At 33.9% G+C, this 20,707-nt stretch carries 19 protein-coding genes; 12 read left to right on the top strand and 7 right to left on the bottom strand.

Annotation, left to right across the window (positions count from 1 at the left end):
- The first annotated feature begins 114 nt into the window (after positions 1 to 114).
- From allD to ACW5YJ_RS00210, 6 genes are all read left to right on the top strand, one after another.
- The gene (allD, locus tag ACW5YJ_RS00235) at positions 115 to 1,164 is read left to right on the top strand and encodes an ureidoglycolate dehydrogenase (RefSeq protein WP_107551609.1); all 1,050 of its coding nucleotides are present in this window, start codon (positions 115 to 117) and stop codon (positions 1,162 to 1,164) included.
- A gap of 15 nt (positions 1,165 to 1,179) precedes the next feature.
- Positions 1,180 to 2,940, top strand: coding sequence for an acyl-CoA synthetase FdrA (locus ACW5YJ_RS00230; RefSeq protein WP_017723312.1), 1,761 nt, complete (start codon positions 1,180 to 1,182; stop codon positions 2,938 to 2,940).
- Position 2,941: 1 nt separating this feature from the next.
- A complete protein-coding gene (locus tag ACW5YJ_RS00225) occupies positions 2,942 to 4,207 on the top strand; it encodes a YlbE family protein (RefSeq protein ID WP_107551611.1) in 1,266 nt (421 codons plus the stop codon).
- Positions 4,204 to 5,004, top strand: coding sequence for an oxamate carbamoyltransferase subunit AllH family protein (locus ACW5YJ_RS00220; protein WP_171915305.1), 801 nt, complete (start codon positions 4,204 to 4,206; stop codon positions 5,002 to 5,004). Before ACW5YJ_RS00225 ends, ACW5YJ_RS00220 begins: the two co-directional genes overlap by 4 nt.
- Positions 4,997 to 5,956 carry a carbamate kinase gene (gene arcC / locus ACW5YJ_RS00215; RefSeq protein WP_017723309.1) on the top strand — a complete coding sequence of 320 codons (960 nt, stop codon included), beginning with the start codon at positions 4,997 to 4,999 and terminating at the stop codon, positions 5,954 to 5,956. The genes ACW5YJ_RS00220 and arcC overlap by 8 nt, the downstream gene beginning before the upstream one ends.
- Before the next feature lie 216 nt (positions 5,957 to 6,172).
- Positions 6,173 to 7,384, top strand: a complete 1,212-nt coding sequence (locus ACW5YJ_RS00210) for a CynX/NimT family MFS transporter (protein WP_426432885.1) — start codon at positions 6,173 to 6,175, stop codon at positions 7,382 to 7,384.
- Between the two features lie 132 nt (positions 7,385 to 7,516).
- Here the strand turns inward: ACW5YJ_RS00210 and ACW5YJ_RS00205 are convergent, their stop codons facing one another.
- Positions 7,517 to 8,728: a pyridoxal-phosphate-dependent aminotransferase family protein gene (locus ACW5YJ_RS00205; RefSeq protein ID WP_171914430.1), complete on the bottom strand. Its 1,212-nt coding sequence runs from the start codon at positions 8,726 to 8,728 to the stop codon at positions 7,517 to 7,519.
- A gap of 165 nt (positions 8,729 to 8,893) precedes the next feature.
- Positions 8,894 to 9,631 carry a poly-gamma-glutamate hydrolase family protein gene (locus ACW5YJ_RS00200; RefSeq protein ID WP_017723306.1) on the bottom strand — a complete coding sequence of 246 codons (738 nt, stop codon included), beginning with the start codon at positions 9,629 to 9,631 and terminating at the stop codon, positions 8,894 to 8,896.
- A 307-nt stretch (positions 9,632 to 9,938) separates the two neighbouring features.
- On the opposite strand from ACW5YJ_RS00200, the gene ACW5YJ_RS00195 reads away from it, so the two are divergent.
- Complete coding sequence (locus ACW5YJ_RS00195; protein ID WP_153672527.1) at positions 9,939 to 10,472, top strand: hypothetical protein; 534 nt, start codon at positions 9,939 to 9,941, stop codon at positions 10,470 to 10,472.
- Positions 10,473 to 10,660: 188 nt separating this feature from the next.
- Positions 10,661 to 11,398, top strand: a complete 738-nt coding sequence (locus ACW5YJ_RS00190; protein ID WP_107551616.1) for an alpha/beta hydrolase — start codon at positions 10,661 to 10,663, stop codon at positions 11,396 to 11,398.
- Between the two features lie 99 nt (positions 11,399 to 11,497).
- Here ACW5YJ_RS00190 and ACW5YJ_RS00185 read toward each other — a convergent pair whose 3' ends face one another.
- From ACW5YJ_RS00185 to ACW5YJ_RS00175, 3 genes are all read right to left on the bottom strand, one after another.
- Positions 11,498 to 11,845, bottom strand: coding sequence for a MerR family transcriptional regulator (locus ACW5YJ_RS00185; RefSeq protein ID WP_017723303.1), 348 nt, complete (start codon positions 11,843 to 11,845; stop codon positions 11,498 to 11,500).
- Positions 11,846 to 12,033: 188 nt separating this feature from the next.
- On the bottom strand, positions 12,034 to 12,354 hold the full coding sequence (locus ACW5YJ_RS00180) for a hypothetical protein (RefSeq protein WP_017723302.1): 321 nt from the start codon (positions 12,352 to 12,354) through the stop codon (positions 12,034 to 12,036).
- Positions 12,355 to 12,385: 31 nt separating this feature from the next.
- Positions 12,386 to 13,144, bottom strand: a complete 759-nt coding sequence (locus ACW5YJ_RS00175) for an SDR family oxidoreductase (RefSeq protein ID WP_107551617.1) — start codon at positions 13,142 to 13,144, stop codon at positions 12,386 to 12,388.
- A 198-nt stretch (positions 13,145 to 13,342) separates the two neighbouring features.
- Here ACW5YJ_RS00175 and ACW5YJ_RS00170 point away from each other — a divergent pair, with 198 nt between their 5' ends.
- The 3 genes from ACW5YJ_RS00170 (at position 13,343) to ACW5YJ_RS00160 (ending at position 17,016) form a co-directional block, all read left to right on the top strand.
- Positions 13,343 to 14,323 (top strand): ketoacyl-ACP synthase III, encoded by a 981-nt coding sequence (locus ACW5YJ_RS00170; RefSeq protein WP_171914432.1) that lies wholly within the window; start codon positions 13,343 to 13,345, stop codon positions 14,321 to 14,323.
- A gap of 257 nt (positions 14,324 to 14,580) precedes the next feature.
- The gene (locus ACW5YJ_RS00165) at positions 14,581 to 14,958 is read left to right on the top strand and encodes a hypothetical protein (protein ID WP_457338306.1); all 378 of its coding nucleotides are present in this window, start codon (positions 14,581 to 14,583) and stop codon (positions 14,956 to 14,958) included.
- Positions 14,959 to 15,471: 513 nt separating this feature from the next.
- A complete protein-coding gene (locus ACW5YJ_RS00160) occupies positions 15,472 to 17,016 on the top strand; it encodes a flotillin family protein (protein ID WP_457338305.1) in 1,545 nt (514 codons plus the stop codon).
- A 108-nt stretch (positions 17,017 to 17,124) separates the two neighbouring features.
- On the opposite strand, the gene ACW5YJ_RS00155 is transcribed toward ACW5YJ_RS00160, so the two are convergent.
- A complete protein-coding gene (locus ACW5YJ_RS00155) occupies positions 17,125 to 17,496 on the bottom strand; it encodes an iron chaperone (protein WP_017723297.1) in 372 nt (123 codons plus the stop codon).
- 239 nt (positions 17,497 to 17,735) lie between these two features.
- Positions 17,736 to 19,037, bottom strand: coding sequence for a branched-chain amino acid transport system II carrier protein (gene brnQ, locus ACW5YJ_RS00150; RefSeq protein ID WP_107551620.1), 1,302 nt, complete (start codon positions 19,035 to 19,037; stop codon positions 17,736 to 17,738).
- A 297-nt stretch (positions 19,038 to 19,334) separates the two neighbouring features.
- On the opposite strand from brnQ, the gene ACW5YJ_RS00145 reads away from it, so the two are divergent.
- On the top strand, positions 19,335 to 20,666 hold the full coding sequence (locus ACW5YJ_RS00145; RefSeq protein ID WP_171914438.1) for a sodium-dependent transporter: 1,332 nt from the start codon (positions 19,335 to 19,337) through the stop codon (positions 20,664 to 20,666).
- Positions 20,667 to 20,707 lie beyond the last annotated feature (41 nt).

The raw sequence follows: 20,707 nt of genomic DNA, 5'->3' as shown, positions 1-20,707 counted from the left end.
TGTACATTTAAAGATCAAGCTTACTCTCCCAAGTAGCTTCCTTTTTAATGCGATAAATAGACTGAACGCAGATAAAACATAGTGGAATTGACTATAAAGTAAGGAGGTTTTCGCATGCGTGTATCGAAAGAACAATTGCTTGAACTCATGAAAAATAAATTAGTAAAAGCAGGATTAAACGAAAGTGCGGCACAAGATGTTGCCGATGTATTGACATTTGCAGATCACAGAGGTATCCATTCTCATGGTGCTGTCAGAGTCGAGTATTATGCAGAACGTATTGCTAAAGGTGGTATAACAGCTAATCCAAACTATCAATTTCAACAAACAGGTCCTTCAGCTGCAGTCTTTGAAGGAGACAATGGACCTGGTCACCAAGCTGCGAAACAAGCAATGGAAAAAGCTATTGCAATGGCTGAGGAGAGCGGTGTTGCAGTTGTTGGTATGAAGCACATTTCTCATAGTGGAGCACTTGGTTACTTCGTCGAAATGGCTGCAAAAGAGAATATGGTTGGTATTAGTATGTGTCAATCAGATCCAATGGTAGTGCCGTTTGGTGGTACAGAACCTTACTTTGGAACCAATCCGATTGCATTTAGTGCGCCATCGAATGACGACCGTATTATTACATTTGATATGGCAACGACAGTGCAAGCATGGGGGAAAGTTCTTGATGCAAGAGCGAAACATTTATCTATTCCAGATACATGGGCAGTTAATGCACAAGGGGAGCCGACTACTGACGCTAGAGATGTACATGCACTCGTTCCAGTAGCTGGACCAAAAGGTTATGGCTTAATGATGATGGTCGATATCCTCTCTGGTAGTTTATTAGGTGTCCCTCATGGTGTACACGTATCATCAATGTATAAAGATTTAACCAAAGGACGAGATTTAGGACAATTGCATATTGTAATAAATCCGGCGTTTTTCACTGACTTAGAACAGTTTAAGACACGCATTTCAACTATGTTAGATGAGCTTAAAGCACAACCTGCTGCGGAAGGATATGGTGAAATTTTCTATCCTGGTGAACGTGGACGTATGCGCAGTGAAAAATATGACGAAAATGGTATAGAAATTGTTGATGACATCTATGAATACTTAATTTCGGATGATGTACATTATGATCGTTACCACGGAAAAAATAGATTCGCAGAATAATAATGGAGGCATAAGATGTTATACACAATAATTAAAGAAAATACGTATCAAGATTCAATTGTATTAATGCTACTATCAAATAAATTGTCTGCTATTGAAGGTGTTAATAAAGTATCTATTATGATGGGGACGCCTGCTAATAAAGATATATTCAAATCATCTGGCTTAGGTACACCTGAGTTAGAAGAAGCAAAACCAAACGACATTGTCATCGTTGTTGATACTGATGATAAAGACAAGGTTGAAGAAGTTGACCAAGAAGTAGAAGCAGAATTAAAAGGTAAAAATGAAAGTGACGATAAATCACAAAAACAAGATGAAGCTTCAAACTGGAAGCGCGCGTTAGAATTATCTAACAATCCTAATCTTGCGTTAATCTCTATCCCTGGACAATATGCAGCTATGGAAGCAGAAAATGCTTTGAACCACAATTTAAATGTCTTTATGTTCAGTGACAATGTTGCTAAAGAAGATGAAGTACGTCTGAAAAAAATCGCCCATGATAAAGGATTACTAGTTATGGGACCAGACTGTGGTACAGGAATTATTCATGGCTTGCCACTGGCGTTTACTAATACAGTCAACCAAGGTGATATTGGCGTCGTAGGTGCGTCAGGTACAGGTATTCAAGAAGTGACAACGATTATCGATAGAGAGGGTAAAGGTGTAACGAATGCATTAGGTACAGGCGGACGTGATTTATCAACTGAAGTTGGTGCAATCACAATGTTAGATAGCATAAAAGCTTTGAATTCAGATCCAAAAGTTAAAGTGATTACTGTTATTTCTAAGCCACCAGCTAAAGAAGTAGAAGAAAAAGTGTTGAATTTATTGCGTAATATTGATAAACCAGTCGTTACTTTATTCTTAGGTTCAAAGCCTACGTATACTGAAGAAAACATTTATCATGCTTATACATTGGAAGAGGCTGCTCGTATTTCTGTTCAACTTTCAAATGATGAAACACCACAATTTAAACCACATGTGAAAGAGAATATTTCGGTGATTTTAAATGCACAACAAAATGGTATCAAGGGGTATTACTCTGGAGGTACTTTAGCATCCGAAGCAGCAATGCTAGTTAAAGATACATTAGGTGATGATTCAACAGATGCACCACCAGAAGGTTACTCATACAAAGGCGGAAATCATGAAATTATTGATTTAGGCGATGATATCTATACTCAAGGTAGGCCACATCCTATGATTGACCCATCAAAACGTATTGAAATGTTAGAAACATCATCAGCAGATCCATCAACTGCAGTCATTATGTTAGATAATGTCATTGGTTATGGTAGTCATGATGATATGGCAAATGAATTAGCTCCGACAATTAAAAACATTCTTCAAAAAGTAAAAGAAGAAGGACGCTCTTTAGCAGTGTTAGCAACTGTAGTTGGAACAGAGCATGATCATCAAGATTATCACGCACAAATCAACACTTTAAAAGCAGCTGGAGCTGTAGTATGTGAAACAAATGATCAAATGGTACGTACTGCGTTAAACATTATTGGTAGTAATGTGGCACAACCAAACCGTGAAATAAAATCTTTTGAAGTAGAGAAAGTAGATTTAACTGTTGATGAGAAAGTGATGAATTTAATCAATATGACACCTAGCGTAATTAATATTGGATTACAAAGTTTTACATCAGCGATTCAAGATGGCGGCGCAGAAGTTGTACAGTTTAATTGGCGTCCAATTGCTGGAGGAGACGAAAAACTAATGAAAGTACTCCAATATTTAAATAATTTCGAAGGAGAGACGGTATAACATGGGTTACAAAACAATAGATGAAGCAAACCAGGCGGTTATAGATAAGATGATTGCTGCAGCACCGTTTTTAGTAGATGTAGTGCCAGCGAAATCAAAAATTCCTGAATTAACAGAGCACGTACTGTTACACGCAGGACCACCGATTAAATATGAAAATATGACAGATCCTATGCAAGGATCATGTGTAGGCGCTATCTTGTTTGAAGGATGGGCGAACAACGAAGAAGATGCCCGTTCATTACTAGAAAACGAAAAAATTACATTTATTCCGTGCCATCATGTTAAAGCTGTTGGACCAATGGGTGGTATTACTTCAGCAAATATGCCGGTCTTAGTTGTAGAAAATAGAGAAACTGGTAATGAAGCTTATTGTCAAATGAATGAAGGTATAGGTGCAGTCCTACGTTTTGGCGCTTACAACGAAACTGTAGTAAACCGCCTGCACTGGATGAAAGATGTTTTGGGGCCTGTACTTAGTAAAGCTTTAAAACAAATGAAAGATGGTTTGAACGTAAATGTGCTTATTGCGAAAGCTATTGCAATGGGAGACGAATTCCACCAACGTAACATTGCTGCTTCATTAGCATTTTTAAAAGAAGTAACACCAATTATAGCTGCATTAGATGATGTGGAACAAGAAAAACGTACAGAAGTACTTCAATTCTTAGCTGATACAGACCAATTCTTCCTAAATATAGCGATGGCAACAGGTAAAGCGATGATGGATGCTGCACGTACAATTGAACACGGTACAGTTGTGACTGCATTATGTCGTAATGGTGAAAACTTTGGTGTGCGCATCGCTGGTATGGGGGACGAATGGTTCACTGCACCAGTAAATACGCCTCAAGGTTTATATTTCACAGGTTATTCTTCAGACGATGCTAATACGGATATTGGTGACTCTGCTATTACTGAAACTATCGGTGTTGGTGGTATGGCAATGATTGCTGCACCTGCAGTAACAAGATTCGTAGGTACAGGTGGATTTGATGATGCTTTAGAAATCAGCAACGAAATGACTGAAATTTGTATCGGTGAAAATCCTAACTTTGCAATCCCTACATGGAACTTTAGAGGTGCGTGTTTAGGTATAGATGCACGAAAAGTAGTAGAAACAGGAATAACACCCGTAATTAATACAGGTATTGCACATAAAATTGCAGGTTACGGTCAAATTGGTGCTGGAACAGTACACCCGCCAATCGAATGTTTTGAAAAAGCAATTACGGCATATGCAGAAAAATTAGGCTTTAAAGCGTGATTTTCTATGCGCGTTCAATAGGGCCAATTGCCCAGGAAATACTTGGACAGCAACAAACGTCTTATGTGCATAGTATTTTTGAAAAAGGCTTTAACATTGTAAATGATGATCAAAAACTTATTTTTATAGGTAGTGACGAAAATGGTACGTTTCCATTTGGCGTTACTGTAGACCATCAAACTAAAAAACAACTGTTAGAAAACATTGCTGTGAACCAACCTATAAAAATAACTGCAAATGCAATATTTATTACCGATAATTGTCAATTGGTTTGGCGTAATCAAGAGGTACATGCGAGTAAGGTTGAGCTAAATTCAAACTCATTCTTATGGCCAATGTTGCATGAAAACATCACAACATACGACTTTTCAGAGTATAACAAGGGAGATTTTTCTTATTTGAAAATGCAGTCCATCATGGAGACATTGAAACAAGAAGATGATAAGACAGTTAAATCTTCATTACGTTATTTGATTGGAAGAGGACAAGGTTTAACTCCTTCAGGTGACGATATATTAACTGGTATGTTATTTGTGCATTTTATGAAGCCTTTTATATTTGATAAGAATTTAGAGATTATACAGGAGCTTATTCAAGAACAGTTAACAACAATAGTTGCTACAGCCTTTTTGGATAGCGCATTAAAAGAATTGTTTAGTTCGAAAATATTAGTGTTGCAACATCAACCAACGGTGTATCACATGAACCAACTGTTAGAAATAGGATCATCATCTGGAAAAGATACATTGTATGGGATATTTATAGCAACAACTTTAAGGAGTGGAACGTATGAGTAAACGTGTAGTATTAGCTTTAGGTGGTAATGCAATTCTTCAACCAAAGCAAGAAGCGTCATACGAAAATCAATATAATAATGTGTATTCAGCTACACGAAAAATGGCTGAATTAAAAGCGCAAGGACACAATATTGTGGTTACGCATGGTAATGGGCCTCAAGTAGGGAATATAATTGCCCAAAATGAAGCGGCTAAAGACATTGTCGAGCCTTTACCAATTAATGCTTGTAATGCGGAATCACAAGGTTTTATAGGGTATATGATGGAAGAATCATTAAAAAATCATTTGAAATCTTTAAATATCGACAGTAATGTAGTAACGTTATTGACAATGGTAGAAGTAGATAAAGATGACCCTGCATTCAATAATCCAACTAAACCTATTGGTGTATTCTTTGATGAAATAGAAGCACAGCGTTTAGAAGAAACACATGGTTTCGTAATGGTAGAAGATGCAGGTAGAGGATACCGTCGTGTCGTTCCTTCACCAGAACCATTAGTTATTCATGGTGTAGATCAAATCAAGTCACTTATTGACCAAGCAGTCGTTATTTCTTCAGGTGGCGGCGGTATTCCGGTCTATAAAGACGACAATGGTAATATTCAAGGTGTAGAAGCAGTAATTGATAAAGACCGTTCAGGTTTAAAATTAGCAGAACAAGTTGATGCCGATACATTTGTAATGTTAACTGACGTTTCAAACGTATGTGTTAACTTTGGAAAATCAAACGAAGAAAAACTAAAAACGATTTCTGTTGAACAAGCGAAACAATATGTTGCTGAAGGACAATTTCCAGCTGGCAGTATGTTACCTAAGATAGAAGCAGCAATTCAGTTTGCTGAAATGGGTAAAGAGGCCATTATTTGTTCATTAGATGATGCGATAGACGCTTTAGCAGGTAAAGCTGGCACTCGTATTTTATTGGAGCCATCAATAGAAGCGGTAAATTAATTGTAAAAAGTAATATGTACAAAGTGATACTGCTTTGATTGAAGTGCATAATAAACATTACAAAACACTGATTGTTTATTGTATTTTTATTATAATTTTTTAATCAGCAAATTGTTTTGTGGGGCGGGAATAGTAATCTAAATTGAAATGTTAGATTACTGTCCCGCTTCATCATTATATAATTATAAAAAAGAGATTTAAGAAAGGTGGTATAAGATGACTGACCCATATCGCATCAATAAAGTTAATAATAATTGGGGCGTAATACTTGCGATTGTTTTTATTGCTTCAACATTACGTGCGCCATTAACGTCGGTCGGTCCTGTAGTTGATGAAATTAAACAAGTTATGGAAATTAATAACAGTGTTGCAGGCATCTTGACTACGATACCGCTGATTATTTTTGCAATTGTTTCGCCATTCGTTTCAAAAGTAACAGCTCGATTAACGATGTCTCGTACAATATTGTATTCTACGATGCTACTCATTGTTGCACTATATTTACGTATTGCAGGAGATTTTACGTTGTTCTTAATTGGCACGGTCATTCTTGGAATTGCTATTGCATTCGGCAACGTGGTGTTACCAAGTTATGTTAAATGGTATTTCCCGATGCAAATTGGTCTAGCTACTGGTATTTATAGTGGAACAATGAATTTTACCGCTGGCTTAGGCGGTGGTTTAAGCTTTCCACTGTCAGAAATAACACCATTAGGTTTTAGAGTGTCATTATCATTTTGGATTCTTTTTGCGATTATTGCAATCATATTGTGGATACCTAAAGCACGAAAAGGTGTGCAATTAGAGAAGGCAACGGCGATAGCGGATCAACAAGATAGACCTAAAAAGGTCACTATCACGAAATCTAAATTGGCGTGGATGGTTGCCTTGACGATGGGCTTCCAATCGATGGTATTTTATACCGTAGTGGCTTGGGTGCCATCAATTCTTGTAGACAGAGGGTTGGACCCTTCTACGGCAGGATATTTGTTAATGCTCAATCAATTTTCACAAGTGCCAATGACCTTTACATTCCCAATCATCGCATCTAAATTGAAAGACCAACGCATATTAGTCGTGATTATTACGGTGTTGTTCTTAGTAGGATTTAGCCTATTCTTTACACAATCATTAGTGCTACTGATTATTGGTATTATCATCGCAGGATTAGCGATGGGTGCTTGTTTCAGTTTATGTATGACTTTCTTCTCAATTCGAGCACGTACAAGTGATGGTAGTATTTCATTATCTGGTTTTGGTCAATCTGTTGGCTATTTAATTGCCGCTGTTGGACCATTCTTGATTGGTTTTCTTCATGATGCTACGGAAAGTTGGGATTCTGGCATTATTGCTTTAATTGTGATGTCAGCATTATTCTTTATTTTTGGCTATCCAGCTGCTAAAAATAGAGTTGTAGAAGATCACTAATAAGTATTATTGATTTGATATTTATGTGAAAATATTTTCTGCAGTCAATTTAATTCATGTAATTAGCTGACTACTGCATATATAAGGAGAGACCTAAACATTAATCAATGTCTAGGTCTCTCCTTTTGGTTTTTATGCGTAATAAGCTAATAGTGTATCGATAGCTTTTTCTGGATTTAAATTTTGTACGCCTTGATGTGCTAGGTAAAGTGAAAATATAGATAAGAATGTTAAGATGTTTTGCTTTTCAATAGCATAACCCATGATGCCAATTCTCCAAATTTTACCTTGTAGTTCACCGAAGGATCCTGCAATCTCAATGCCGTAATTTTTTAACAAGCCTTCTCTAAATTTACTATCATCCGCACCATCTGGAATGTTAACACAGATGACCATTTTCATTTCATTTGTCTCATCACCAAATATTTCTAAACCTAAAGCTTTCAATGCTTGTTTCAAGCCTTCTTGGTGATATGCATGACGTTCAGCTCGGGCTTCAATGCCTTCAGTCAATGCTATTTTTAGACCGGTATATAGCGCGTAAATCGACGTCGTTGATTCTGTGTGGTGGTTTAATCGCTTAGGACTCCAATAATCTTGTAATTGTGTTAAATCGAGATAATTACTGCGTATAAAGTAGTCTTGTTCCGTACTTTCATTTGAACGGATACCAAGTTCTACGCGTTTACGTTTATTGATTTCTTCACTAAATCTGTCGTTAAATGTAATTGGTGTAATGCCTGAAGGTATGGATAAACATTTTTGTGCACCACCGATGACGGCATCTAGTTCCCACTCATCTACCGGAATGACCATACCTTGATATGTAGCTACTGCATCAACTACTGAATAAATACCGCGTTCTTTACAAGCACGACCTAGTTGATCAATCGGTTGTAAGCGACCAGTAGAAGTTTCACCATGTACAATAGCGAGTACTTTTGGTTTTACAGTATCTAAAGCTTCAATGATTTCTGCTTGTTCAAAAACTTCACCCATTGGCTTTTGGATATTATGTACGACACCGCCTGCACGTTTTACTAATTCAGTAAACAAGTAACCGAATCTACCAATGATTGGGACAAGTACGGTGTCACCAGGTTTGACGATACTAGAGATAACGGCTTCTAAACCTGCACGGCTTGTTCCATCGATAGGAAATGACCATTGATTGTCTGTTAAAAAGGATTTTCTAATGAGTTCCATCGTTTTATTCATTATGTCTACAAATTCATAATCAAATTGACCTAAAATTGAATTAGACATTGCTTGAGAGACACGAGGGTCTACACTTACGGGGCCAGGGGTCATAATTAATCTTTTGTTTATTTTCAAATCATCCATATTATTAACCTCATTTTCTATAAATTATGTCAGTATATACTATACTCTAATAAATAACAGAGTTAATCGTCAAAAATGATGAAAAATAATTTGTTATTTGTGAGAATATTACAAAAATTGAATGTTTATGAATAATTTTATAATAACGTTCCATATTTGATAAAGTTAATCATTTTCTTCAATTGCTTGATGAATGGCTTCGGCAAATGCATACATTGTAATACTCCAATTTGCTTCATTCGAGCGAGAATTCATGGATAAATTTTGATTATTAAAAAAGGACTGTCTTAGTGCATAAGTTAATTCTAATTGAACACCTGCACCTTTAGCATTTTTATTAGCTATATTTTGACTAGATTCTCCCTCTAAGTGGGATGGTGATTCTAAAACATTGAAGCCCTTTGTTTGTAATGCATTTTCTATAGATGATTTAAGACGTTCATCTTTACCGCCAATATAAACGGCTGGTTCGCTACCGCTTGCGCCATGTATCATTACAGAGTTTGAAACAGCTTGTTGCATGTCTTCTACAACAGGTTCATCAAAGTTTGTTGATGTGACATGTAATTCAGCATTGTTTAATGTGCGAATACCTTGAAATGAATAATAATTATAATTGCCTAGAGCTGCAGTTAACGTGGATAATTCTGTCGTACCAGCTTCAATGTTGCCACCATGTATAGCGGCAATTAATGTGTCACTTTGATTATTACGATATGATAGTTGCCAATCTACGCCAGATTCAGTATCATCCATAAGTTCTGACATAGAGGCATATAAATCGGCGGCATAAACTTTAGAAGAAGGTAGAACAGTGACAAAAGTGATGGTTGCAAACAAGCATAGTGCTATAGCCCGTATGCATTTGAAATAGGATAAGGTAATTGCTTTTAAAAAGTACATAATAAACTCCTATACGTATTAATAATATTTTATAAATATAATATTATCATACAATTTGTTAAGGTATAAAAAATTATATAATTTTATTTAAAAGATATGTTGCGGATGGTTCAAAAGCGTTGTACAATGAATTTTCATGCCTTAGGGCATGTTAATTAAGAGGCAGGTCTGTAACATGCCCTTCGGCATGTATACAGACTCCTCTTAGTTGGCGAGCTACTTTTATAAGTAGCTCGTTTTTTTTATAAATGATGTATGTTATAATGCTTATCCTGCCTCTCATAAAAAATTTGGAGGTGTTAAAATAATGATAAACATTATATCGGCTATAGGTTCTTTAGGTACTTTCATTATGGCGCTCTTTTACTTTGTGTCAGTCAGTGTGCAACTTTATCAAATGAAGATCAGCTTTTTACCAGCACTTGGTTTTAATCAAATATTGATTACACGAGACAAAAATGAACTGCAACTGAAAAATGTTGGTATCGAAAGTCAGTCCGACCAAGATTACTTAAAGTTATATAATCTTGGTGGTGGTGCTGCGAAGAATATAAAAATTGAAATTTATATTGGCCAACAAGAAGTACTACAAACTAAATACGTAAATATTCTACCTAGTAAAGAAGGATATTTATTGCCAATAAATAAAGATGTATTTTCTGAAATTGAAAATACCATCCAAAACAATGGCTATGAATCTGATTTAAACGTTAAGTTATCCTACCAACATAATGTTAGTAGAAAAACACAAGAGTTATATTTAAACGGTAAAATAGATAGTTTTAATGCGTATGACGAAAAAGCAATCTATGAATTACAATTTTTTAATATGACGCAGTAACATTAAACTAAGAGAAGTATGTAAATATTTAAATGTAAACTCCCTTTAATACAACGACATGGCAATATGTCGTATTAAAGGGAGTTTGTGTTTTAGTGAAAAATATAGATACTTAAACGGATTATTTTGAGAGATGAGTAAATTTCAATTACAATACAGTAGGAAACTAAAACTTGGAGTGACAATAGATGATAAACATAAAGGCACCAAATCCAATATTTTTGGAACAGCATGAAGCAGAAAAAGCTATATTATTACTACATTCATTTACAGGCACGGTTCGAGATGTAAAGTTATTGGCCACAAAATTAAACAAAGCTGGCTTTACATGTTATGTGCCACCATACAAAGGTCATGGTCTGATGTTAAACACATTGATGGATTATGATGTAGATGACTGGTTGAATGATGCGATTGAGGGTTATCAATTTTTACAAGATAAAGGTTATTCAAAAATAAATGTCTGTGGGGTATCATTAGGTGGTATATTGTCATTGAAATTGGCAGAACAGCATGACATTAACGCTATAGCTATTATGTCAACGCCATACAGAAAGAGTGATGCTGGGCTAACAGGAAGACTTAAAGATTATGGTCAACGTATAGGGCGCTTGTTAGGTCTAGATCAAGTAGAAATTGACACTCAATTAAATCGAATTCCTAACTATGGTCCAGAACTACAAAAATTTCAATTATTAGTTGAAAATGTCATGTCGAATTTAGATCGTATCACGGCTCCGATTGCTATTAAGTACGGTGAACAGGATGATGCTTCATATAAAACGAGCGCCGAATATATCTATAATCAAATTCAACATGAACATAAAGAAGTTCAAGGGTATAAGATGTCTAAGCATTTGATGACACATGGTGAAGGTCACCTTGAAGTTGAACAAGATATTATTGCATTTTTTGAAGACTATTAATAATATAATACAACATTAACTTGCGTAAGAAGATAGTTGTGTATTAATGATTTTTTTGAAACTTAGCGCTATAATATATAGATTCTTCTAAGCTTGAATTTATTCACTTTCTAACACTTTGAACTTTTCTGCTAATGTTTGCAGACCTTCATCAATAATCTTCTTTTGTTCTATTAAATTTTGTTGATGGTCTAAAAATATTTGCTTACGTTTTTGTTTTGTAGTGCTTCCTTGATGATACAATTCAGCAATTTCTTTTAATTTTGAGACGGGCATATGTGTCTGTCTCATACATTTTATAAATTCAATCCAATATAAATCTTCTTCTGAAAAATCTCTATAACCATTTTGATTTCTTGAAACAAATGGGAAAAGTCCGGCCTTATCATAATAGCGAAGTGTGTGTTCACTCATGTTTAATTGTTCAGCTGCTTTTTTAACTTGCATACATTTTCCTCCTAAAATAGAAAGACAGGAAGGTAGTACAACTCAAACATTAAGTACATATTCCTGTCTTCTTAAAAGATATAACTGGGGAACATAAAGCTTGTGAATTTAGATATACTAAAGCGCTTGTGAATGTTCCGTGCTGTAGTTATTTTATAGAACGTTTCATTTAAAGTTACATCTTTGTACTATTTAATAAGTTTTGCTAATAGATGTTCATAGTTATTGTCGATGATAGCTTCAAAACCAAATGTGGATGCTAAATCTTTTTGTAATTCGTCCATCGTGTCGTATCCGATTACTTTATAATCATTGATGGATAAGCCGATGCGTTTAATATCGTTATGATACAATTGGTTTTGATGAGATAATTCTATGATTTCTTCGGCCAAAGCATTTACATAATTTTCGTTAGGGATTGTAATGCGCTTGTCGTCAATAATACTTTCTTCTGAAATGATTTGTATTTCTGTTTCATTATCTTTAAATATAGCTACAAAGTAATACATAATTTAATAACCTCCTAAATTTTTATTTACATTAACGTGTAGTGTATCCGCCATTTGCGAATAATGTTTGTCCATTAATCCACCAACCATCAGTGGTTAAGAAAGTAATAATAGGTGCAATGTCTTCAATATTTGTCAATTGGTTGTGAAGAGCTTGTGATTTGTGAAAAGCAACCGCTTCTTCACTTTCTTGTGGATAGAAGAAAGGTGTATCCATTGGCCCAGGTGCAACAGCGTTAACAGAAATACCTCTATCCATGTATTCTTTGGAGGCTGCACGTGTGTAATGTTCTACGGGTGATTTTCCTCCTGCATACGTAGCGTAAAAACCTGTATAAGCAGCGAGTAAAGCAGTTGCCAGTGTGATGATTTTACCGTTGTCATTCATAGCTTTTTCAGCGTATTTTATAAAGAAATAAGCTGATTTTGCGTTAATATCTGCCATGTTATCAAATTCTTCTTCGGTCGTATCAGCAATAGGTTTTTTAAGTACTTTTCCTACTGTATTAATGGCAATATCGATTTTTCCAAAAGTATTTTGAGCGTGCTGGAATAAGGATTCAACATTACTTACTTGGGTTAAATCACCAGAAAATAATGTACCTTGCCCACCCAGTGATTCAATTTTGGCAAGTGTCTCTTGAGCTTCTTCCAAAGAATGTTCATCATGATGATGAATGACTAATTTGGCTCCATGTTCAGCATAAGTCTTGCTTAATAATCCTCCTAGATTTTTTGCACCACCTGCAATTACTACTACTTTGTTATCTAAACTATTAAATTTTCCCATATTATAAAACCTCCTTTAAATGTATTTCAACAATAAACCTGAGAGTGCAATATCAAGCAAGTTATATGATGTTATTTTTATTTGAATTATTACACATATAATTAAAAGTATCATTTAAATTTATTTGTGAAAATAGTAGCATGAATAATATAAATATATAGAATTAAATAGTTATAATAGTCAAAGGGGAATAATTAGATGAAGTCGTTTGCCAAAATTACTGCACAAGGTTCATACGTTCCAGAAAAGATAATGGACAATCACGATTTTGAAAATATAGTAGACACGTCAGATGAATGGATACAACAAAGAACTGGGATTGTAGAGAGAAGAATTACAAAAGAAGATGAATATACAAGTGATATTAGTTATAAAGCAGTGTTGGATTTACAAGAGAAATATCAAGTCGATTTAAGTGATGTGGATATGATTGTTAATGCAACATTAACAGCTGATTATAAAACGCCAAGTGTCGCATCATATGTACAAGCTAAGTTAGAGTTGGAAAATGCAGGCGCAATAGACATTAATGCAGCTTGTGCTGGTTTTACTTATGGTCTTAATATTGCAAATGGTCTCATAACTTCAGGTCAAAATAAGAAAGTTTTAGTTATAGGAGCAGAAACATTATCTAAGATTACAGACTACAAAGATCGTGGCACATGCATATTATTCGGAGATGGGGCAGGTGCATTTTTAGTAGAATATAATGAAGATGAGACGAGTTTTATAGCAAGCGATGCCGGATCAGATGGCAAAAAAGGCCATAATTTATATTGTTCGGAATTATCGGAAGCAATGTTTGACGAAGAGTTAGAAAATCCAGGGTTTATTGTCCAAAATGGGCGTGGCGTATACAAATGGGCAGTAGGCAATGTACCGAGAATTATTGAGCAGACTTTGAATAAAGCCAATTACACGAAAGAAGATTTAGATTGGTTTGTACCACATAGTGCGAACGCTAGAATGATTGAATCTATATGTGATAAATCTGGTATAGCAAGGGATAAAGCATTAAAAAGTCTTGAAAACTATGGCAATACGTCCTCAGCCACAATTCCGTTGGCCATTGATCTAGCTGTCAAAGAGAATAAAATTAAAAAAGGTGATTTAGTATTACTAGTTGGATTTGGTGGTGGATTAGCTTATGCATCTACCTTAATTAAATGGACATTATAGGTGATGATATAAGATAAGTAGAATGATTTTGAGGGTGACGAGTCATTTGATTAATAAAGAACGACTTTGATTTTTTAAATATCACAAAATTTATAACGCCTTAAGGCACTATAAATATTACTGTGTTTAAAAGGTTCTTTAGAGTTAAATCACCCTTATTATAATCAATGTCTTTTAAATTTAAGTCACTGTGTTTGTAGTAAAGGTGCAATACAATGTTGAAAATTTTATATGTAACAGTTGCAAAGGGGATATAAATGAATGGAGAATTAAAAAGTAGGAAACTAGAAATTGAGCGAGTTATTTTTATTGGTCGAACATATGAAGAGTATTTGAGTATGTTTGATTTAAACTTGGATGAATTAGAAGGTAGGAAAATATTAGATTGCCCTGCTGGTGCATGTTCGTTTACAGCAATAGGAAGACAAAAAGGTTTGAATATAGAGTCTTGTGATATTGCATATGCTTTTAGTGTTGAAGAATTATACAATAAGGGGAAAGATGATTTAAAGCACGCAATTGAGAAGATGCAATTATCAAAATCAAATTATTATTGGAGTTATTTTGAAAATATAAACCACTTGGAGAGGCATAGAATGCAAGCATTAACAGATTGTTTTTATGATATGGAATAATGTCCTAAATCATATAAAGTAGTCTCATTGCCCAAGATACCATATAAAAATAATGAATTTGATGTCTTATTATCTGCGCATTTTTATTTATGTATGCTGATTGCTTTGATTATAATTTTCATAAACAGACTTTGAATGAAAGGTTAAGGGTAACTAAAAAAGAAATACGTATTTTTCCAATTATTAATTTTAAAAGGTGAACGTTATGAGAAGCTGGACGATATAATAAAGTATTTGTCTGAGTTAGGTTGTAAAATGGAAGAAGTAGAAGTTGATTATGAGTTCCAAACTAAAGCAAATACTATGTTAAAGATTAAAATACGAAAAATGCATTAAACTCACTTTTGTTGTTTTGATATTAGTTTAGAATCTAATTAATATCTAAAGTTTTTGAATAGATGTAAATATTATTCGTTTTAAATATATACTTATTATTGTATTTATAATAAAGTGATATATGGAGTGTTTATTTAGAATTTATCAAAATATAAAACAAATTAGGAGACGAGTGACATGAATCTATTAGTACTAATCGGCATTGCTACTATCATAGGTCTGATACTATTTGGTGGTTTAGTTTGGTATCTTTATATGAAAGCAAGATTTAAAACGGTACCATCCAATGAAGCTTTAATTATTACTGGACCAAATATTGGTAATCCAAAAACTGAATCTAATGTTTATCAAGATGATGAAGGCCGTCATATGAGAGTGGTCCGTGGTGGCGGTTATAGAATGAAAATGTTCCAATCATCAACACGTATATCATTGAAATCTTTCCAATTAGAAATTAAAACGCCCGTTGTGTGGACCAAAGCTGGTGTTGGCATAGAGGCTGAAGCAGTTGCTACAGTTAAAGTTGCAGATCAATTACAAGGTATTGTTAAATATGCTGAACAATTCTTAGGAAAATCGAAAGTTGAAGTATCTGAAGAAATATCACAAGTGTTGAACACCAACTTACGAGCAATATTATCTAAAATGACAGTAGAAGAAATCAATTCAGATAGAGAAGCATTTAATAATAAAGTAACCGAAGTTGCTCAAGAACAACTCAACAATATGGGCTTTACTATTACGTCATTAGGGCTATCGGATATTAGCGATAACGAAGGTTACTTAGAAAATTTAGGTAAACCTGAAATTGCTAAAATCAAGAAAAAAGCTGACATTGCAGAAAGTGATGCGGCACGCGAAACTGAGATGAAAATTGCTGAGAATACTGAATTAACTGAGAAAGAAAAAATATCTCGTCAAATGAATGTTGCAGATTCACGTAGAGAAAAAGATTTAAAAGAACAAGCTATTTTAAGTGAAACAAATAAAGCACAAGCCCAAGCAGAAGCTTCAGGGCAGTTAGAAAAAGAATCTAGAGCTTTAGAAATCAAAGAAAAACAATTAAATGTTCAACGTAGCGAAAAAGAAAATGAGTTACATTTGATACAGATGGAACGTGAGAATGATGTACATATTCAACGTCAAAAAGATGACGTGCGTCGTCAACAATCAGAAACAGATGCAGCAATTAAGATAAAGCAAGCTGAGGCTGCTTATGAAGCGCGACTTAAAGAAGGTAAAGCAGAAGCGGAAGTTATTAGAGAACAAGAGAAAGCTAAAGCTGATGGTTTGAGAGAAAGAGCAAATGCACTTGCTGAGAATAAAGATGTTATGTTGGCTGAATTGATGATTAAAACAATGCCTGAGTTTGCTAGAGCGCTGGCTGAACCATTATCTAATGTTGAAAATATTCGTATTTTAGATGGTGGAAATGGTGAAGGTATCAATTCATTATCAAATGGTATTATTGCCCAAATGGCTAATGCTGAAGAAGGTTTAAACCAAATGACAGGCTTTAATTTAACTAAGATGCTTGAAAATGTTTCAAATCAAAAGAAAACATATGCATTCGAACAAAACGAAAAAACAAATGAAAAAGCACATGAAGATATAACTTTAAAACAAAGTGAAGAGGTCAACGCTGAAGAGCCTATTGAAGATACTTCAAATCAAATAAAAGATAACCATAATGACGACAATAATCAAACAACAAAAAATTAAAAAATAACCTCAGTAAGCAAAAGTTATAAAACTTTTGTACTGAAGTAAATTAGAGATCCCACTTTATGAAGTTAGAGGGTCTCTTTTTTAATGTTGAAAATGTTTGAATTACGTTCGCCAAAATGTTGCACAATCAGCCTTATCATCGATATTGTATTGGATGATTTCTTTCAATAAGGCATAGTCAATATCTTGGTCCCATTTTATACGGAATAAATTATTTGTCTGTGAGTAACCAGCGGCTTTTACTTTTTGGGTGAACTCAGCTAATGCCTTTGGTTCAGGTGCTACTGAGAAATGTGCTTTTGATTTACTAAACGCAATGATAAAAGTACCGTGATCTGTGTACATTGGTTGGTTCCATTTTACTGTAGTTTCAAGGTTTGGAAATGTTTCTGAAACCCAATTGAAAATGGCTTCCAATTTCTCTTTGTGTGCTGCATTATCAATAGACTCTAAAAATTCTTTAAATTCATTCATATTAAAACTCCATTCTTTTTTTATATGGAATATTGCTTTAATTACTTACTAGCTATCATAACAAATTCAATATATATTATCCTCAGATAACATATAAAAATAGGGAGTGGAGATATAAATTCAATAACATGATTTCATATCTTCACTCCCTTTAATTTCTAAGTTAAAACACAAGTATTAAGACAAGTCTAAAGACTATTACTTATGTTTTATATATTAAATGTTAAAAGTTTTCAAGATTATGACGGTTTTACATTATTTCTTTTTAAAAAATCAATAATTAAACCGACAACAAGTAAAATTATAAATGGAATCAACCAACTTAACTGAATATCAGCTAAAGGTAATTTTTGATGTAATGTATTAAGTGATTTAAACAAGTTGAAATCATTGAGTATTTGCAACACTGAGATAACGAGTGTAACGATAGTTGGTAAGATAAAGGCAAATCTCATTTCAAATGGAATGAAAATGCCAACTAATGAAATAAGTACTAATACAATCGATGTTGGATAAATAAAAGTTAACAGTGGAACAGCGATTTGTAAAATAAGCTCTAAACCTAGCGTTGAAACGATGAAACCAAGTAAAGAGAATACCAATACGAACTTTTTATAAGATACTTTTGGTAATTTCTTCATAGCAAATGCAGCGCAGGCATTGACTAACCCAATACATGTAGTTAAGCATGCTAAAATTACGATGATACCGAATAATAAATTACCAATAGATCCAAATACACGTAAAGAATTGAACGTTAAAATACCAGTCCCGTCTTTAAATCCAGGATGACTTGTTGTAGCTCCGACGTAAGCAAGTGCAAAATAAATAACGAACAGTAAAATCGCTGATATTAAACCTGCTTTAATCACGTGCTTGACGAGTGTCTTTTGATTATCAACACCATTTAATTTAAACATTTGGACGATTACTACCGAAAATGCTAAAGCAGCTACTAAATCCATCGTAAAGTATCCTTGTAGAATACCTGATACTAATGGTGTTTGAGCATATTCACCACTCGCTTGCCCAATAGAACCCTCTGGATTAATAATTACCAATATACATAAAATTGCGATAATAATTATTAAAATTGGTGTTAAATATTTACCTAAATTATCTATAATACGGCTTGGGTATAAAGCAATAATATAAACAATGAAGAAAAATATTAATGAAAATACAATTAAAGTGAAATGGTTATGTACGGGTAATATATGATTTGTTCCAATTTCATAGGCAACGTTAGCAGCACGAGGAATACCGTATAAAGCACCGATTGATAAGTAAATACAGATTGCAAAGACCGTACCGAATATCGGATGGACTCTGTTACCGATGCTTTCTACGCCACCGTTCATATAGGCAACTACAATAACTGTTAAGTAAGGTAGTAATATACCGGTAATAGCAAATCCAGTCATCGATACCCACATATTTTCTTGAGCTGTGTAACCTAACATAGGTGGAAATATTAAATTTCCGGCGCCAAAGAAAAATGAGAATAACATTAGACCAGAAATTAGGATAAGTTTATTCATTTTTATATACCTCAATTTCAAGGAGATTATCTTGCACAAAACACATGCTACTTTAACATAAAAAAACATTATATTCAATGAAATGTCAGATAATTTTTAATATTTAAAGTATTGCATGTGAGAAAAGCCATGAAATATTCGAAAAATTTTAAGTTAATTATTGACTGTAGTGACAAGTTTTTAGCTCTAGTTACTGAAAATACATATTGAGTCAAAGATGAAAAAATGGTATAGTAGATGCTATGTCACGCAAACGCTTTAACGCAATAAAGTTTTGTAAAATATAAAGGATGTAGAATTATGAATAAACAATCACAGTGGAAATCCTCAACAGGATTTATTTTAGCAAGTGCTGGTTCTGCAATAGGATTAGGTGCCATGTGGAAGTTTCCGTATATGGCTGGGATATACGGCGGTGGCGCATTTTTACTAATGTTTTTAGTATTTACCATTTTTGTTGGATTGCCATTACTTATGATGGAGTTTACGGTCGGAAAAATGGGTAAAACATACACGACTAAAATTTATGAAAAATTGACTGAGAAAAAATGGCTAAATATTATTGGCTGGAACGGTAATTTAGCTGTATTTATATTATTTGGTTTTTACAGTGTTATAGGTGGTTGGATTATTATCTATATCTTGAATGTAGCTTTCCAAATAGTAACTTTTAGCGATAGTACATTAGGAAGTATAAAGTTTGAATCTATTATAGGAAACCCATGGTTAACGATAATGGGACAAGGTATTTTTATCTTATTAACAATGGTTATTGTAATGATGGGAGTAGAAAAAGGATTAGAAAAAGCTTCTAAATTTATGATGCCGCTATTATTTGTTTTTCTAATTGTCATCGTTATTAAATCACTTTCTTTAGAAGGCTCGTGGGAAGGTTTGAAATATATCTTGCAACCTAGATTAGAAGATATTTCTATGGAAGGTGTATTATTTGCGCTAGGTCAGTCATTTTTCACGTTATCTTTAGGTACGACGGGAATGATTACTTATGCGAGCTATGCCTCAAAAGAAATGACGATTAAAACATCTGCTATTTCAATCGTAGGAATGAATATTTTGGTATCTATTTTAGCAGGTTTAGCAATATTCCCTGCGATTGCAGCTTTTGGGTATAGTCCTACTGAGGGACCTGGGTTATTATTCAAAGTATTACCACAAGTTTTTGATCAAATGGCTTATGGACAAGGTTTTTATTTTATCTTTTTAATTCTATTTTTATTTGCTGCACTGACATCATCGATTTCGTTACTTGAGTTAAATGTATCGAACTTTACTAAAAATGATAATTCAAAACGTAAGTCTATAGCAATTTATGCAAGCATTTTAGTATTTATTATTAGTATACCGGCCACGTTGTCATTTAGTAGTTTAAGCGGTATCCAATTTGGTGCTGGAACAATATTTGATAATATGGACTTTTTAGTATCAAACATTTTGATGCCATTAGGTGCATTAGGAACGACGCTTGTAGTTGGTCAATTATTAGATAAAAATGACTTGGAAACACATTTTGGAAAAGACAGGTTTAAATTATTTATGCCATGGTACTACTTAATTAAATTTGTTTTACCAGTAGTTATCGTGTTAATATTCATCGTTCAATTTATATAATTGTAAAAATTCTCGTTGCTTAATGCATCGAGAATTTTTTA

Source organism: Staphylococcus sp. mip270_02 (assembly GCF_054031535.1).
Note: the sequence above shows the minus strand (reverse complement) of the source record. Positions and strands in the feature narration are given on the sequence as shown.